At 63.6% G+C, this 14,643-nt stretch carries 14 protein-coding genes; 9 read left to right on the top strand and 5 right to left on the bottom strand.

Going from position 1 to position 14,643, the window contains the following annotated elements; translation table 11 throughout:
- Positions 1 to 426: 426 nt before the first annotated feature.
- From J8I26_RS08325 to mgrA, 4 genes are all read left to right on the top strand, one after another.
- Positions 427 to 1,743 carry an ABC transporter substrate-binding protein gene (locus J8I26_RS08325; protein ID WP_209606027.1) on the top strand — a complete coding sequence of 439 codons (1,317 nt, stop codon included), beginning with the start codon at positions 427 to 429 and terminating at the stop codon, positions 1,741 to 1,743.
- A 32-nt stretch (positions 1,744 to 1,775) separates the two neighbouring features.
- Complete coding sequence (locus J8I26_RS08320; RefSeq protein ID WP_209606026.1) at positions 1,776 to 2,489, top strand: response regulator transcription factor; 714 nt, start codon at positions 1,776 to 1,778, stop codon at positions 2,487 to 2,489.
- Positions 2,490 to 2,604: 115 nt separating this feature from the next.
- Positions 2,605 to 4,065, top strand: coding sequence for an ATP-binding protein (locus J8I26_RS08315; protein ID WP_209606431.1), 1,461 nt, complete (start codon positions 2,605 to 2,607; stop codon positions 4,063 to 4,065).
- Positions 4,066 to 4,240: 175 nt separating this feature from the next.
- Positions 4,241 to 5,275, top strand: coding sequence for an L-glyceraldehyde 3-phosphate reductase (gene mgrA, locus J8I26_RS08310; RefSeq protein ID WP_209606025.1), 1,035 nt, complete (start codon positions 4,241 to 4,243; stop codon positions 5,273 to 5,275).
- 334 nt (positions 5,276 to 5,609) lie between these two features.
- Here the strand turns inward: mgrA and J8I26_RS08305 are convergent, their stop codons facing one another.
- The 3 genes from J8I26_RS08305 to J8I26_RS08295 form a co-directional block, all read right to left on the bottom strand.
- On the bottom strand, positions 5,610 to 6,092 hold the full coding sequence (locus J8I26_RS08305) for a YbaN family protein (RefSeq protein WP_348635303.1): 483 nt from the start codon (positions 6,090 to 6,092) through the stop codon (positions 5,610 to 5,612).
- Positions 6,093 to 6,099: 7 nt separating this feature from the next.
- Positions 6,100 to 6,690: a biliverdin-producing heme oxygenase gene (locus J8I26_RS08300; RefSeq protein ID WP_209606023.1), complete on the bottom strand. Its 591-nt coding sequence runs from the start codon at positions 6,688 to 6,690 to the stop codon at positions 6,100 to 6,102.
- A 325-nt stretch (positions 6,691 to 7,015) separates the two neighbouring features.
- Positions 7,016 to 7,225, bottom strand: a complete 210-nt coding sequence (locus tag J8I26_RS08295) for a hypothetical protein (RefSeq protein ID WP_209606022.1) — start codon at positions 7,223 to 7,225, stop codon at positions 7,016 to 7,018.
- A gap of 216 nt (positions 7,226 to 7,441) precedes the next feature.
- Here J8I26_RS08295 and J8I26_RS08290 point away from each other — a divergent pair, with 216 nt between their 5' ends.
- Complete coding sequence (locus J8I26_RS08290; RefSeq protein WP_209606021.1) at positions 7,442 to 8,581, top strand: porin; 1,140 nt, start codon at positions 7,442 to 7,444, stop codon at positions 8,579 to 8,581.
- 71 nt (positions 8,582 to 8,652) lie between these two features.
- Here J8I26_RS08290 and J8I26_RS08285 read toward each other — a convergent pair whose 3' ends face one another.
- Together J8I26_RS08285 and J8I26_RS08280 are read right to left on the bottom strand one after the other, a co-directional pair.
- Positions 8,653 to 10,065 carry a heavy metal sensor histidine kinase gene (locus J8I26_RS08285; RefSeq protein WP_209606020.1) on the bottom strand — a complete coding sequence of 471 codons (1,413 nt, stop codon included), beginning with the start codon at positions 10,063 to 10,065 and terminating at the stop codon, positions 8,653 to 8,655.
- 20 nt (positions 10,066 to 10,085) lie between these two features.
- Positions 10,086 to 10,757, bottom strand: coding sequence for a heavy metal response regulator transcription factor (locus J8I26_RS08280; protein WP_209606019.1), 672 nt, complete (start codon positions 10,755 to 10,757; stop codon positions 10,086 to 10,088).
- A gap of 200 nt (positions 10,758 to 10,957) precedes the next feature.
- On the opposite strand from J8I26_RS08280, the gene J8I26_RS08275 reads away from it, so the two are divergent.
- The 4 genes from J8I26_RS08275 to J8I26_RS08260 all read left to right on the top strand — a co-directional run bounded on the left by J8I26_RS08275 (position 10,958) and on the right by J8I26_RS08260 (position 14,630).
- Entirely contained in the window at positions 10,958 to 11,248 is a 291-nt protein-coding gene (locus tag J8I26_RS08275) for a DUF4148 domain-containing protein (RefSeq protein ID WP_209606018.1), read from the top strand.
- Positions 11,249 to 11,347: 99 nt separating this feature from the next.
- A complete protein-coding gene (locus J8I26_RS08270) occupies positions 11,348 to 11,710 on the top strand; it encodes a cobalt transporter (protein ID WP_209606017.1) in 363 nt (120 codons plus the stop codon).
- A 68-nt stretch (positions 11,711 to 11,778) separates the two neighbouring features.
- Positions 11,779 to 13,065: a TolC family protein gene (locus tag J8I26_RS08265; protein WP_209606016.1), complete on the top strand. Its 1,287-nt coding sequence runs from the start codon at positions 11,779 to 11,781 to the stop codon at positions 13,063 to 13,065.
- Positions 13,066 to 13,073: 8 nt separating this feature from the next.
- Positions 13,074 to 14,630, top strand: coding sequence for an efflux RND transporter periplasmic adaptor subunit (locus tag J8I26_RS08260; protein ID WP_209606015.1), 1,557 nt, complete (start codon positions 13,074 to 13,076; stop codon positions 14,628 to 14,630).
- The last annotated feature ends 13 nt before the right edge of the window (positions 14,631 to 14,643 follow it).

Here is a 14,643-nt window from a genome sequence, read left to right as displayed (position 1 = left end):
TTGATGTGAACTGCTGTCGCCGCCGGATGCGTGAGGGATGGGCAACAGCAGAGGCAGCGGGGCGACGTTAGCACCGAGGGGCGTGTGATGCGAGCATTCGCAAGGATGGGGTGGGGTATGTATAAGTTATTGATTCATAAGGATAAAAATATGCTGCGGCGCGGAGCGGTATTACATATCCTTACATGCGCCGAAAGCGCGGCGGCCGACTTCACGGCATGAAGAAAGGGCAAGCGGGGCGGGGGACCAACAGCGGGGAATAAAGATAAACAAAGACAGGCTTACATTTCTTTACACGACATCAGGCGACTTAATCATTTTTCAGGCGTCCAAGCGGACGCAAGCTCATCCGTAGCGCGCTCTCGCAAATTGCGCAACGGCAGTCGCCCGGCTATAGTCTCTCCCGGTTTGGAGACAATCACCATAATGATAAAAATGAAACGGTCCGTCGACGCGCGCATCGGCCCGGCCCTCGTTCGAGGCGCCGCCGCATGGCTGCTCGCGGTGATCGCATTTGCAGGCATGCTGCAGGGCGCGCAGGCGCAGGCGCCGCAGCGTTCGCTGCAGGTGCTGCACTGGTGGACCTCCGCCGGCGAGCGGCGTGCGCTGGACGTGGTGGTGAACCAGCTGGCCAGGCAGGATATCCAATGGCGCGACATTTCCATCCCCGGCGGCGCCGGCATGGGCGCGGTCAAGGTGTTGAAGAGCATGGTGCTGGCCAATCGCGCGCCCGAGGTGACGCAGTTGAACGGCGTGATCTTCGGCGAATGGGCCGACCTCGGCCTGCTGCTGGAACTGGACAACGTCGCCGTGCAGGGCAACTGGGAAAAGCAGATGTTCCCCACCGTGTGGCAGTTGCTGAACAATCGCGGCCATGTGGTCGCAGCGCCCCTGGGCATTCACCGCATCAACACTCTGTTCTACAACATCGCGGTATTCAATCGCCTGGGGCTGACGCCGCCCAAGACCTGGGACGACTTCTTCCGCGTCGCCAGGGTGCTGCGCGAGGCCGGCATCGTGCCGCTGGCGCAAAGCGCCGAGGCCTGGCAGGTGGCCACGCTGTTCGAGAACCTGGCGCTGGCCGAGAGCGGTCCCGCGTATTACCGGCGGCTCTTTGTGGACGTGACGCCCAGCGCCTATGCCGACGCGCGCATGCTGCACATCCTGCGCCAGCTGCGCAAGCTGGGCGAGGCCATGGCGCAGCCGGTGCGCGAGCGGCCCTGGACAGAAGTGGCGCGCAGCATGGCCGACGGCGAGGCCGGCATGTTCATCATGGGCGACTGGGCCAAGGGCGAGTTCAACGCCTGGGGGCTGACGGCCGACCAGCAGTTCGGCTGCACCCCGGTGCCCGGCACCGGCGAGTACCATCTGTACAGCACCGACACGCTGGCCATGTTTGCCGGCAGCTACGTCAACCAGCCCCAGCAGGAAACGCTGGCGCAGATCGTGACCTCGCCGGCGGTGCAGTCGGAATACAATAAATTCAAGGGCTCCATCCCGGTCTGGCGCGCGCCGGATCCGCACATGGACCGCTGTGCGCGCGACTCGTGGCGCGCCTTCAGCAAAGGCCAGGCCTACCAGGCACCCAGCCTGGTGCACCGCATGGCCACCGACGAGACCACCAAGGACGCCATCATCGCCGAGGTGCAACGCTTCTTCCTCGACCGCAACGTCACGGAAGAGCAGGCGCAGAAGCGATTGGCGGCGATCGCGCGAACCCTCTCGCGCAATCGCAACGACTGACAAGAATGACGAATGGAGATGGAGCGACAGCCATGACACGCAAGATATTGATTGTCGACGACGACCAGAAGACCCGCACGCTGCTGAAGGCCTATCTGGAAAAGAACCAGTACGAGGTGCGCCTGGCGCACGACGGCGCGGCCTTCCTGGCCGAGTTCACGCGCTTTGCCGATGAGCTCTCGCTGGTGATCCTGGACGTGATGCTGCCCGACACCGACGGCTTCGCGCTGTGCAAGACCGTGCGGCGCAAGTCCAACGTGCCCATCATCATGCTGACCGCCAGCTCCGACGAGACCGACCGCGTGGTCGGCCTGGAGCTGGGCGCCGACGACTACATCGCCAAGCCCTACAGCCCGCGCGAGCTGCTGGCGCGCATCAAGGCGATCCACCGCCGCATCGGCATCGACAGCGCCAATGCGCCGCGCTACTACCGCTTCGTCGGCTTCACGCTCGACACCGTGGAGCGCACGCTGGTCGACAGCGCCGGTGCCGCGATCTCGCTGACCGGTATGGACTACCAGCTGCTGAAGTACTTCGTCGAGCACCCCGGCGACGTGCTGGACCGCAACGTGCTGTGCGAGGAAACCCGCGGGCGCGATGCCGGCCCGCTGGATCGCTCGCTGGACGTGCAGATCAGCAAGCTGCGCCTGCGCCTGAACGACGGCGGCCGCCAGCCGCACCTGATCAAGACCGTGCGCGGCGCCGGCTATGTGTTCTCGGCCGACGTCAGCGCGGCCGCCGCGTGATCGCGCGGTTTTCCCCGTTATCGTGATGAACGACGCCGCACCCGCCACCGCCGCAGAACCGTTGGTCCCGCCCGCGACCGCGCCGCATGCGCGGCCGGCCACGCTGCGCGGCCGCATGGCGGCGCTGCTGGACTGGATGCTGCCGGATTCGCTGCTGGGTCGCCTGTCGGTGGTGATGATCTTCGGCGTGCTGGTGACCCAGGTGGCCGGCGGCCTGATCTGGGCCGCGCAGCTGCGCAGCAAGTCCGAGGCCGAGACCCGCGTGGCGGCGCAGCACCTGGCGCACAGCGCCTCGGTGGCGATCCGTTACTTCATGAGCCTGCCCGCCAACTACCGGCCGCTGATGATCCAGCAGCTGCGCGAGATGGGCGGCACGCGCTTCTTCATCAATGCCAACAGCGCCGCGGTGCCGGTCGCGCCGTTCGGCGACAGCCCGCTGGTCAAGGTCGCCATCGACGCCGCCGCGCAGACCCTGCGCGACGACCTGCCCTTCATGCCCGAGGCCAAACTGGACTTCGCCTGGCCGGACGGCCTGCAGGTCTCCAATGACGGCCTCAAGGTCGGCGATCTGCCCGACAACTGGGCCCAGCACATCCTGCTGACCAAGCCCAATTCGGCGCCGGTGCTGGTGATCCAGATGCAGGTGGAGAACGGTCGCTGGCTCTACCTGGCGGCGCTGATGCCCAATCCCTATTTCCTCGACAGCGACAATCCGCTGTGGTTGGATCGCCTGGTGCTGCAGGGCTTGTCGCTGGCGGCGATTCTGTTGCTGTCGATCCTGGTGGTGCGCTGGACCACGCGTCCGCTGGCGGCGCTGGCCGATGCCGCCGAGGCCTTCGGCAAGGGCGAGACCGTGCCCCAGCTGCCCGGCACCGGCAGCCGCGAATACGTGAAGACCGCGCGCGCCTTCTCCGGCATGCGCGAGCGCATCAAGCGTTATCTGGAAGATCGCGAGCGCCTGTTCGTCTCGATCTCGCACGATCTGCGCACGCCCATCACGCGCCTGAAGTTGCGCACCGAGCTGATGGACGACGACGAGATGCGCTCCGAATTCCACGACGACCTCGACGAGCTCGACATGATGGTCAAGGGCGCGCTGCAATCGGTGAAGGACAGCGACATCCACGAGAACCGTACCGAGGTGCGCCTCGACGCGCTGGTCACGCGCATGATCCGCGACGCCAAGATGGCCGGGCACGAGATCGCCTTCACGCCCTCGGGCATCAACGTCATAGCCAAGCCGCTGGCCCTGAAGCGCGCCATCGGCAACCTGTTCGACAACGCGCTGTACTACGGCCAGAGGGTGGAGATCGCGATCCGCCCCTCGCAGGGCGTGGGCGGCGCGCTGGTGGAAATCGAGATCCGCGACCACGGCCCGGGCGTACCGGAAGACGCCATGGGCACGCTGTTCCAGCCCTATGTGCGGCTGGAGCACGGACGCTCGCAGAACAGCGGCGGCATGGGCCTGGGCCTGGGCATCTCGCGCAACATCGTGCAGGCGCACGGCGGCGAGCTGCTGCTGCGCAACCATCCGGAAGGCGGCCTGATCGCCACCATCATCCTGCCGGCGCGCTGAGCGCGCGGATGCCTGGGCGGCGCAAGAGGCGCAGGCGATCCATCTGCCAGACAGATCAATCGCATCGTTATATTGCATTTAAAAAAGCAGCAACGGCGGCGTAGACTTTGCCGGGCTTTCCCCTCCGATGGCGCGCGCCTATGCCGTCGCACTCCAATCAAGAACAAGGACAACCATGACCTATATCGCCGATCCGTCCCGTTACGATGGCAGGATGCCTTACCGCCGCACCGGCAAGAGCGGCCTGCTGCTGCCGGCCATCTCGCTGGGACTATGGCAGAACTTCGGCGGCGTCGACAATTTCGAGACCGGCCGCGCCGTGCTGCGCCGCGCCTTCGATCGCGGCGTCACCCACTTCGACCTGGCCAACAACTACGGCCCGCCGGCCGGCTCCGCCGAAGAGAATTTCGGCCGCTGGCTGGCCAAGGATTTCGCGGCCTATCGCGACGAGCTGGTCATCTCCAGCAAGGCCGGCTGGCAGATGTGGCCGGGTCCCTACGGCGGTCCCAGCGGCGCGCGCAAGCACCTGATCGCCAGTTGCGAACACAGCCTGCGCCGCATGGGACTTGATTACGTCGACATCTTCTACTCGCACCGCGTCGACCCCGACACGCCGCTGGAAGAAACCATGGGTGCCCTGGCCCAGCTGCATCGCCAGGGCAAGGCGCTGTACGTCGGCATCTCGTCGTACTCACCCGAGCTCACGCGCAAGGCCGCGGCGATCCTGAAGAGCGAAGGCGTGCCGTTGCTGATCCACCAGCCGAACTACTCCATGCTCAACCGCAGCATCGAAGGCGGCCTGCTGCCCACGCTGGGCGAACTGGGCGTGGGCTGCATCGGCTTCTCGCCGCTGGCGCAGGGCCTGTTGACCTCCAAGTACCTGGACGGCGTGCCCGAGGGCGCGCGCGTGACCCGCGCGCCTTCGCTGCCGCAGCGCATGCTCTCGCCTGACAACCTGGAGCGCATCCGCGCCCTCAACGAGATCGCAAAGAAACGCGGCCAGACCCTGGCGCAGATGGCGATCGCTTGGGTGCTGCGTGATGCGCGTGTGACCTCGGCGCTGATCGGCGCACGCACCGTCGAGCAGCTGGACGACTCGCTGGATGCGCTGAAAAAGGCCGACTTCACCGCCGATGAGCTGAAGCAGATCGATAGTCACGCCACCGACGGCGACGTCGACCTGTGGAAGGTGTCGTCGGCGCTGACCTGAGTTGCCTCGGCGTCGACTGATGCAATGAAAAAAGCCTGCGCAGTGGGAGCTGCGCAGGCTTTTTGTTTTCAGCGAAGCGTGACGAAAGACACTGGATCCCTGCCTGCGCCGGGACGACACCGGGGAAGGAACTTGAGCCCTCGGTTGATCGAGCTCATCCACTCCTCGTCCCAGGAAGAAGAAATTTGCCCCCGGCTGGTCGAGCACACACACTACCTATCGTCCCGGCGCAGGCCGGGACCCAGCGTCGTTGAACGCGCCTTGAACAGAAACTGCAGCATGAAAGCAAAAGGGCCGCATGCAAGCAGCGGCCCTTTTGTTTTGCACAGCATGCCTAATCGGCCATCCCGTCCCCGGGTTTGGCATCTTCCACCCGCTCCGGCCGCGACCACATCCACATCGCCCCGGCCGCCATGCCCAACGCGGCCAGCACGATGATCCAGCGATGCTTCACGGTCAGCAGCATGATCACCAGGCACAGGCTCATCATCAGCGAGGCGCTGATCTTGGCGCGTCGCGCCACCACGCGGCCGTGGCGCCAGTTGTGGATCATCTTGCCGAACACCGGGTGGCTTTCCAGCCAGCGTTGCAGGCGCGGCGAACCCTTGCCGGCGGCCCAGGCCGACAGCAGGATGAATTCGGTGGTCGGAATGCCGGGGATGAACACGGCCACGATCCCCATGCCCAGACTGGCATAGGCCAGCGCCAGCCAGAGCCAGCGCGTGCGGGGCGGCGCCAGTTGTTGTGAAGGCGCAGTCTCGCAACCGGACTTCTGGGGATCGCGGGAGTGATCCGGCGATGGCGAAGAAGCATCCACCGGCGGATCAGGCCAGATCGAAGTGGCGCTTGAGCAGTTCGCCGAAACGACTGAAGGCGGCGGCTGCGCCATCGAGCACGGCGTCATGCTGGTCGGCGGCCAGCGTCGGCTGGTCGAGAAAGCTGACGAAGCGACGCCAGACGAGCGCCCGGCCTTCCGGATAAGCCGCCAGATTGCGCGCGCCGAAGGTCTCCGACAGGCCGAGTTTGTCTTTCACTTCCTTCAACAGGAAGGCGGCGCCCAGCGTCGAGCCTTCCGACACATACAGCCAGCCCAGCGCCTCCGGCATGGTGACGTCGCGGGTGACGATGACTTCTTCGCCGGCGGCGGCGCCGATGTCGGCCAGGTCTGCCAGCGCGGCAGCCTCGCGGCCGCGCACCTGCAGGTCGGGCACGGCGGCCTGGATCGCAGGATCGGCAAAGAGGTGCTCGACGTCGCGCTGGAAGTGGTATTGCGCGGCGACGAAGCGCGCGTATTGTTCGCGGCTGGCAAACGGCTGGGCTCGCTCCATCAGGTCGTGCATCAGTTCATGCAATGCAGCGGTCTCGTGCTTGAGACGCTGGGACAGCAGGGCGGGACGTTCAAGGACGGTATTCATGGCAAACAGGCTCGTTGGGTTTGGCGGCGGCGCCGCTGCCGCCAGGCGTATCCCGGCGGGTGGAGTCGTTTCATCCGACCTTCCGGCCGGCGCATCGTTGCACCGGCTCATGAAGCATAAGCGGTATCGGCGCGGCGTGCAGGCTGCGGGGCGGATGTCGCGGGGGCTGGCAAACACATGAGCGGGGCCGTCGGAAAAGAAGCGGCGGTGCGGGAGGTGTATCGCTGACTAGGCTGTCGATTCTATCCCAGGAATGAAAAACGCTCCCGGCAGGCGCCAATGCGGGATGGAGACACGTTATGCGACGTTGCTCTTTTTCCCGGTATCAGATGCCCGGCGAAAACGGCGGCCCCGGCAGGGCTTTGCCGTGATCGACTGCTTGACGCCTCTTGAGGAAAATGAAAGAAATTTCACTCATGTAACACAGCAGTAAAAATTGGGCCGTATAGTCCGCCTCGTAGCAGATAGCTGACAAAACGCTGACGTTTGGTCGGCAATCAGCGCAATGACAATGCCGGCCGGCGCGCACCAGCATGCGCGGCCGCTCCAATGGGCCACAGAGCCCTGTACACAACGCGGCGCGAGGGTGAGACACCGCCGCGAAACACATCGCCATTCTGTTTGGCTTCGACGAATACGGGAATGTCCGTAGGGACGGTTTCGCGCCTTCGTCGGGGCTGAATGCGATAGGGCCCTAAGAATGGGCCCGGGGTCGACTCGACCTTAAATTTTCAAACTTTCAGGGGTATTCATGAAAAAGACAGCATTTGCATTGGCCGCTCTGGGGCTGATCGCCTCGACCGCCGCGCAAGCGCAAAGCAGCGTCACCATCTACGGTATCGTCGACACTGCCATCTCGTACAGCAGCAGCGTCTCCCGCGGCACCACGCCGGGCAGCAACGGTTCCCGCTTCGGTATGGAATCGGGCGCACTGTCCAGCTCGCGCATCGGCTTCAAGGGCACGGAGGATCTGGGCGGCGGCCTGAAGGCACTGTTCGTTCTGGAAAACGGCTTTAACTCCGACACCGGCGCCATGGGTTCGGCCGCGACCATCTTCGACCGCAAGTCGGTGGTCGGTCTGTCGGGCGGTTTCGGCACCGTGACCGTGGGTCGCCAAGCGGACTACCTGGATGACATCGGCTCCAAGTACACCTCGGCGCAAGCCTTCGGCCAGAATGGCCAGAAGGGCGCCCACGCCAACAACCTGGACCGCACCTCCACCGGCCGTAACGACAACTCCGTGCGTTACGACACCAACAACATGGGCGGCTTCGTCGGCAGCCTGTACTACTCGTTCGGCGAAGTGGCCGGCAAGACCTCCGCCGGCCAGGGCTTCGGCATCGGCGGCAGCTACTCCAACGGTCCGTTCAGCATCGGCGGCGCCTACTTCCAGACCAAGCTGTCGGCGGCACAAATCACCCCGGCGGCCGCTGCGGGCGATACCAACCTGAAGACCTTCACCATCGGCTCCAGCTACCAGTTCGGTCCGGCCAAGCTGTTCGGCGCATGGTCGCAAGGCAAGCGCCCGGTGGTGGCCAACCAGACTGCAGTGCTGCCGTCGGTGAGCACCGCACGCAAGGCTAACATCTTCGACCTCGGCGTGGACTACAGCCTGACCCAGAACCTGCATCTGCTGGGTAGCGTGATCCATTCGCGCATGGACTTCAACCGCGTCGCCGGCAGCACCCTGAAGACCTCGGGCAAGACCACCCAGTTCAACCTGGGCGTGGACTATTTCCTGTCCAAGCGCACCGACGTCTACGCGCTGTACAGCAACCTGCGCGCCAAGGATGTTGTCAACCCGGGCGTGATCAACAACGCCGGCGACTTCGGTCCGTTTGACGATTCCAGCCAGAACGTCCTGCGCGTGGGCGTGCGTCACAAGTTCTAAGCGCGACGCCTGAATAGTCTTGAGAGGAGCAGTATTTGATACGGTGTTGTCTGCAAAGGCAACACCGTTTTTTATTTCTGCATCGGAGCAGGGCCGCTGGCGGAGCGCCCGGGTCTTTCCTTGGGAAACGTCAGCCTGAATATTGTGCGCTCGCCTGGTATGCTTTCGACCGATGCTTCTCCGCCGTGCAGGTTCACAATCGAGCGTACGATGGCCAGGCCAAGCCCGCTTGATCCGCCGGAACTGCTGCGCGACGCGTCGGCCCGGTAGAAGCGATCAAAGATCCGGCCAAGCACGTCAGGGTGAATGCCTTCGCCGGGATTGGACACCGTCAGGCTTGTGGCGTCGCCGGTCTGCGTTGCCTCAACGCGGATGGTTCTCCCTGCGGGGGTATATCGGATGGCATTGGCAATCAGGTTGCCGAGCGCCCTGCGCAACAATATCGGATCGGCAAAAATTTCCCCTGAGCCGTCAACGACAATCTTGACCCTCGCTTCGTCGGCGATCCCTTCGAAGTAGTCGAAGATCCTGGTCAATTCATCCTCGATGCTGAGTAATTGAATCTTCACGGCGACGTGGGCATTTTCCGCTCTTGCGAGGAACAGCATGCTTTCCATCATCCGGGCCAGGCGTTCATATTCTTCAATGTTGGAGCTGAGCAGACCCTGGTATTCCTCAAAGGATCGCTGCTTGCCCAGCGCGACCTGCGTCTGGACCATGAGATTGTTGAGCGGCGTGCGCAGGTCGTGCGCCAGATCGGCCGAGAACTGTGTCAGTTGCTCAAAGCTGCGATGCAGACGATCGAGCATCGCATTGAACGACTCCACGATCTCGTGCAGCTCCCTGGGCGCTGACCGGATGTCCAGCCGGGTATCCAGTCGGTTGGCCGAAATGGCATGGGTCTGCGCCGCCATCAGGCGCAACGGTCGCAGGCCGCTGCGAACGAGGAAGAAGCTCAGGATTGTCGCCAGAAGGGTGCCGATGGTGGCCGCGTACCAGACCTCGGTACGGTAGTTCGCCAGCAGCTCCATGCGGTCCGATGCCGTGCGCGCCACCACCACCAGGGTCTCTTCGCCGGAGCTGGTCGTGGGTCTGCTTGCGATGAGGCGGGCGCTGTTCTCTTCCAATACGACACGCCCAAGCGTATTGGGCCGGGCTGTCTGCAGACTGTTCAACAGCGCCGTTCCTTCTTCTTCGGAGCCCGTGTAGTTCTTCAAAATAGTGGCGCCTGCCGCATCGGTGATGAGCACCAGCAACCGGTCGTGACCGCTGATGGTATCCAGCATGGCGTGCCGGTTGGCTTTGATGCTCTCGATAGAGGCGGCCTCCTGGATCAGGTGACCGATGGAGCGACTCTTGCCGATCAATTCTTCATCGTCCCGCCGTTCAAGCTGGACGTACAGGGAGCGATACAGGTAGGTGCCGACTGCGGCGAAGGTGATGATGGCCACCAGCGCAAACAGGCTCACCAGGCGGGACGCCATCGAGGCGGGATTCCTGGCGCTCAATTTCGCGCCTCGAAGACGTACCCCATTCCCCAGACGGTATGCAGCAATTTGTTGTCGAAGCCGTCATCCAGCTTGGCGCGCAGGCGACGCACCGCGACGTCGACCACGTTGGTGTCGCTGTCGAAATTCATGTCCCATACCTGGGAAGCGATCTGGGGACGCGAGAGCACTTCGCCCGGGCGACGGATCAGCATGTGCAGCAGGGCAAACTCCTTGGCAGTCAGGTCAATGCGCTGCGAGTCGCGTGTCACCTTTCTGCGCAATACGTCCAGCTGCAGGCCGGCGTACTCGATCACGTCGGACTCCCGGCTCGGTCCGCGGCGCAGCAACGTGCGCACCCGTGCGAGCAGCTCGGTGAATGCAAACGGCTTGACCAGGTAATCATCCGCGCCCAGCTCCAGCCCCTTGACGCGATCCTCGATGTCGTCGCGGGCGGTGAGGAAAAGCACCGGCGTGTCATGGCTGCGGCGTAATTCACGCAGGATATCCCAGCCATTCATGCCCGGCAGCATCACGTCCAGGATGACGAGTTTGTATTCCAGCGTGCGCGCGTGATGCAAGCCGTCCACGCCGGACCGTACCCAGTCGACGACAAAGCCGGACTCGCTCAGGCCGCGGCGCAGATACTCTCCGGATTTCGGTTCGTCTTCTACCAGCAGGATGTGCATGATTTCGTTCCCATCGAATACCGCCCTATTCTGACCGGGCCGTCCCCCGTATTCATTACAAATCTGTAATGACTGGGCAATCTTTCTGTTCGTACCCGCTCCTTAGAATTCATTCCAACGATGCGCCACACCAGGAGTTGGCGGTCGAAACCGCCTGATTCGGGCAAACTCTTTTCCACTTCCATTCTAGGAGAAACGTCATGAAAGCAACCCAAATCCTGTTCGGCGCCATGGTGAGCGTTCTGTCGCTGTCGGCCTTCGCACAGTCGACCGTCAAGACCGAAGCCGAGCGCGATCAAGCCAACCTGAGCGCCCGCAACAACTACCCGGTGATCAAGTTCGTCAGCACCAAGACCCGCGCCGATGTGGTCGCCGAGCTGGAAGCCGCACGCTTGGGCAAGCCGGCGCCGGTCAGCTCGGTCAAGCCGGATGCTGCCGGCAGCCCGACCCAAGGCAAGGGCTTTGACGCGTCGCTGTACAACGGTGCATAATCGCCGCCGATGAATGGTCATGGCCACGACCATGACCATGTTGCTCATTGACTGCATGGCCGCCGGTCGGTACGGCTGGTAGCCATTATTCTTTTCACCATGCGCGCACTGATTATCCTGCTTGCTTTGTTGTTGCCGATGCAGCTCTCCTGGGCGGCGATGGCATCCTATTGCCAGGCGGAAAACGATCGGGCGCCGGCGCATGTGGGGCACCACGAGCATCCGGCAGCCGCGACAGCCGCGGCCGATGAGAACGCCGGGTCCGGGAAATCAAAGACCGGCGACAGCGATACCGGCTGTTCTTTGTGCCATTTTTGCTGCATGAAGTCGGTGCAGATCGGCCGCTTGAGCGTGGCGGCTCCCCCGCTTGCCGAGCAGAAGTCGCCTCCCGGCTACTTTCCACATCCCGCTTCCCATATAGCCGACGGGCCTGACAAGCCCAATTGGCCGCTCGCCGCCTAACTCGGCGAGAACAATCCACACTTACAACTGCTCTCGCCGAATTCCCCTTTTCATCACCGGAGAATTCGATGTATCGGCACAGCTTTTTGCTGGCGCTCGGGCTGCTTGCAGCCGGCCCCAGCCATGCGCAGTCCACTGCGCATGGAAACACGGAACCACCCCAACCCTACACTGCGTCGTCCCTTGCCAAGGAGCCGCGCCTGTTGTCGCTGCCGGCGGCCATCGACCTGGCGTTTGAGCAGAACAAGACCCTGGCCGCTGCCCGCAAGGAAATCGACGCCGTTGAGGCGACTATCATCCAAGCCGGCGCACGGCCCAATCCGGAGTTCTCGGCACTGATGGAGGACTTGCGCAAGTCCAGCCGGACAACGACATATCAAATCACGCAACCCATTGAACTGGGCGGCAAGCGCAGCGCCCGTATCGAGGCTGCCCAGCGCGCGCGCGACATGGCATTGCTGGACTACGCCGCGAAGCGCACCGAGATTCGCGCCGGCGTTATTGCGGCTTACTACGACGTGATGGTGGCGCTGGAGCGCCAGCGCCTGGCCAAGGAGCTGCTGGGCCTGGCAAAGACCTCTGCCGACATGACTGGCCGCCGCGTCGCGGCGGGCAAGATTTCTCCCGTTGAGCAAACCAGGGCGAAGGTGGCTGAGTCCGGCGCGCAATTGGAGCTGAACCAGGCCGACAGCGATCTGATCCTCGCGCAAAAGAAACTGGCGATGTTCTGGAGCTCGGTCGGCAACGAGTTCCAGCTGAGCGATGGCGGCGTCGAATCCTTGCCGGCGCTGCCGGCGATTGCGCAGCTGACCGAGAGGGTGGCAGGCGGGCCCGCGGTGAAGCTCGCGCAGCTTGAGGTCGAACGCCGTCGCGCGCTTGCCAGCATCGAGACCGGCAAGCGCACGCCCGATGTGAGCCTCACCTTCGGCAACAAGCGAGATGAGTCGAGCGCCCGAAACATGTGGGTGGTCGGCTTCTCCGTCCCCATTCCCGTGCTGGACAGCAACAAGGGCAACGAGCTCGAGGCATTGAAGCGCGTCGACAAAGCGCGCGACGAGCTCTCGATCGTCGAAGTGCAGATGCAAGGCGAAGCCGCACAAAGCTTCGAACGCCTGCGCAACGCCAGGGAAGAAGCCGCCGCCTTGCGCAGCGAGATTGTTCCGGCAGCGCACAGCGCCTATCAAGCTGCGCGGATCGGGTTCGAGCTGGGGAAGTTCGGCTACCTCGACGTCCTTGATGCGCAGCGCACCTATTTCCAGACCAAGGCGCAGTACTGGAAAGCGCTTTCCACCGCATTCCAAGCAGCCGCAGACCTGGATCGTCTGGCCGGCGCCGAGACACCTTCAGCTGAGTGAGATCACCCATGACCAAGAAACAAAAACTCGCCATTGCGGCGATCATCGTCATCGCCGCGCTCGTGTCGGGGATCACCCTGATGAAGGACGCCGGTTCGGCCGGAGGCGCAAAATCCGCCGCGCACCAGGACGAAGGCGGGCACAAGGACAACGAGCACCACGGTGAAGACAAGGGCTGCGAGCACAAAGACGCTGCCGCCCATGGCGACGGTGAGCACCATGGCGCGGCGCCATCCAAGGGCCCGCATGGCGGCTCGATGTACAAGGAGGGCGAGTCCGCCTTCGAAGTGCTGCTGTCCGAGGACGACGGCGCACTGATGGTCTATCCCTACCAGGCCGGGAAGCCGGTGTCGCCCGCTGCCGTGAAGTTGTCTGCGGTGCTGATCCGCCCGGGCAAGGCAGGCGAGCCGCTGGAATTGCGGATCGAGAAGGATGCGTTCAAGGCGAGCGCGCCGGTCGAGGAGCCGCATCTGTTTGACATCAGGTTCACTGCATCGACGCCGACCGCTTCGCAGGAGTTCACCTTCTCCAGGGAAGAAGGAAAGATCGAGCTGAACAAGGAGCAGATGGCCGCCGCCGGCATCCAGGTGAAGACTGCCGGCGCCATGAAGTTGAACAGCAGCCTGCAGTTGCCGGGCGAGATCCGCTTCAATGAAGACCGTACCGCCCATGTCGTGCCGCAGGTGGCCGGCATCGTGGAATCCGTATCGGCCAACCTGGGCCAGAAGGTGAAGAAGGGCCAGGTGCTGGCCGTCATCAACAGCAGCGCCGTGTCGGAGCAACGCTCGGAGCTGCTCAATGCACAGCAGCGCCTGACGTTTGCCAAGGCCGCGTACCAACGCGAGAAGGATCTGTGGGAGCAGAAGATCTCTGCGCAACAGGATTATCTGCAAGCGCAGACCACCATGCGTGAAGCGGAAGTCGCCGTGCGCAATGCGCAGCAGAAGCTGCGCGCCATCGGTGCGACCGGATCCTCCGGCGGCCTGAACCGCTATGAGATCCGGGCTCCGTTCGACGGCGTCGTGGTTGAAAAACACCTCGGGTTGGGCGAGGCCGTGCGCGAAGATGCGAACGCCTTCCTGATTTCAGACCTGACCAGCGTCTGGGCCGAGATCATCGTCTCGCCCAAGGATATGCAGGCGGTACGCGTGGGCGAGAAGGTCGTCGTTCGCGCCATCGCCTTCAACTCCAGCGCCGGCGGCAAGATCTCCTATGTCGGCTCCCTGATTGGGGAACAGAGTCGCACCGCCAAGGCGCACGTCGTACTGCCCAATCCGGATGAGAGCTGGCGGCCGGGCCTGTTCGTGAATGTTGAAGTGGTCTCCGACGAGGCCCAGGTGCCTGTGGCGGTGGCTGCCGATGCGCTGCAAAGCGTCGATGGGAAGAGCGTCGTATTCGTCCGTGTTCCCGGCGGCTTTGCCGCCCAGGAAGTCACCATTGGTCGCAGCAACGGCAAGTTCGTGGAAATCAAATCCGGCCTGGACGCGGGCGCCGAGTATGCCGCCGCGGGCAGCTTCGCCATCAAGGCCGAACTGGGCAAGGGCTCCGCCGAGCACAGCCACTAAATCAGGCGACTTC

It is taken from the genome of Herbaspirillum sp. LeCh32-8, from assembly GCF_017814915.1.
Taxonomy (GTDB): domain Bacteria; phylum Pseudomonadota; class Gammaproteobacteria; order Burkholderiales; family Burkholderiaceae_D; genus Herbaspirillum.
This window is presented reverse-complemented; position numbering and strand designations above follow the sequence as displayed.

Coding starts and splice junctions, on each gene's coding strand:
- J8I26_RS08325 (WP_209606027.1), top strand. CDS start 427: ATGATAAAAATGAAACGGTCCGTCGACGCGCGCATCGGCCCGGCCCTC.
- J8I26_RS08320 (WP_209606026.1), top strand. CDS start 1,776: ATGACACGCAAGATATTGATTGTCGACGACGACCAGAAGACCCGCACG.
- J8I26_RS08315 (WP_209606431.1), top strand. CDS start 2,605: ATGGCGGCGCTGCTGGACTGGATGCTGCCGGATTCGCTGCTGGGTCGC.
- mgrA (WP_209606025.1), top strand. CDS start 4,241: ATGACCTATATCGCCGATCCGTCCCGTTACGATGGCAGGATGCCTTAC.
- J8I26_RS08300 (WP_209606023.1), bottom strand. CDS start 6,690: ATGAATACCGTCCTTGAACGTCCCGCCCTGCTGTCCCAGCGTCTCAAG.
- J8I26_RS08295 (WP_209606022.1), bottom strand. CDS start 7,225: ATGCTGGTGCGCGCCGGCCGGCATTGTCATTGCGCTGATTGCCGACCA.
- J8I26_RS08290 (WP_209606021.1), top strand. CDS start 7,442: ATGAAAAAGACAGCATTTGCATTGGCCGCTCTGGGGCTGATCGCCTCG.
- J8I26_RS08285 (WP_209606020.1), bottom strand. CDS start 10,065: ATGGCGTCCCGCCTGGTGAGCCTGTTTGCGCTGGTGGCCATCATCACC.
- J8I26_RS08280 (WP_209606019.1), bottom strand. CDS start 10,757: ATGCACATCCTGCTGGTAGAAGACGAACCGAAATCCGGAGAGTATCTG.
- J8I26_RS08275 (WP_209606018.1), top strand. CDS start 10,958: ATGAAAGCAACCCAAATCCTGTTCGGCGCCATGGTGAGCGTTCTGTCG.
- J8I26_RS08270 (WP_209606017.1), top strand. CDS start 11,348: ATGCGCGCACTGATTATCCTGCTTGCTTTGTTGTTGCCGATGCAGCTC.
- J8I26_RS08265 (WP_209606016.1), top strand. CDS start 11,779: ATGTATCGGCACAGCTTTTTGCTGGCGCTCGGGCTGCTTGCAGCCGGC.
- J8I26_RS08260 (WP_209606015.1), top strand. CDS start 13,074: ATGACCAAGAAACAAAAACTCGCCATTGCGGCGATCATCGTCATCGCC.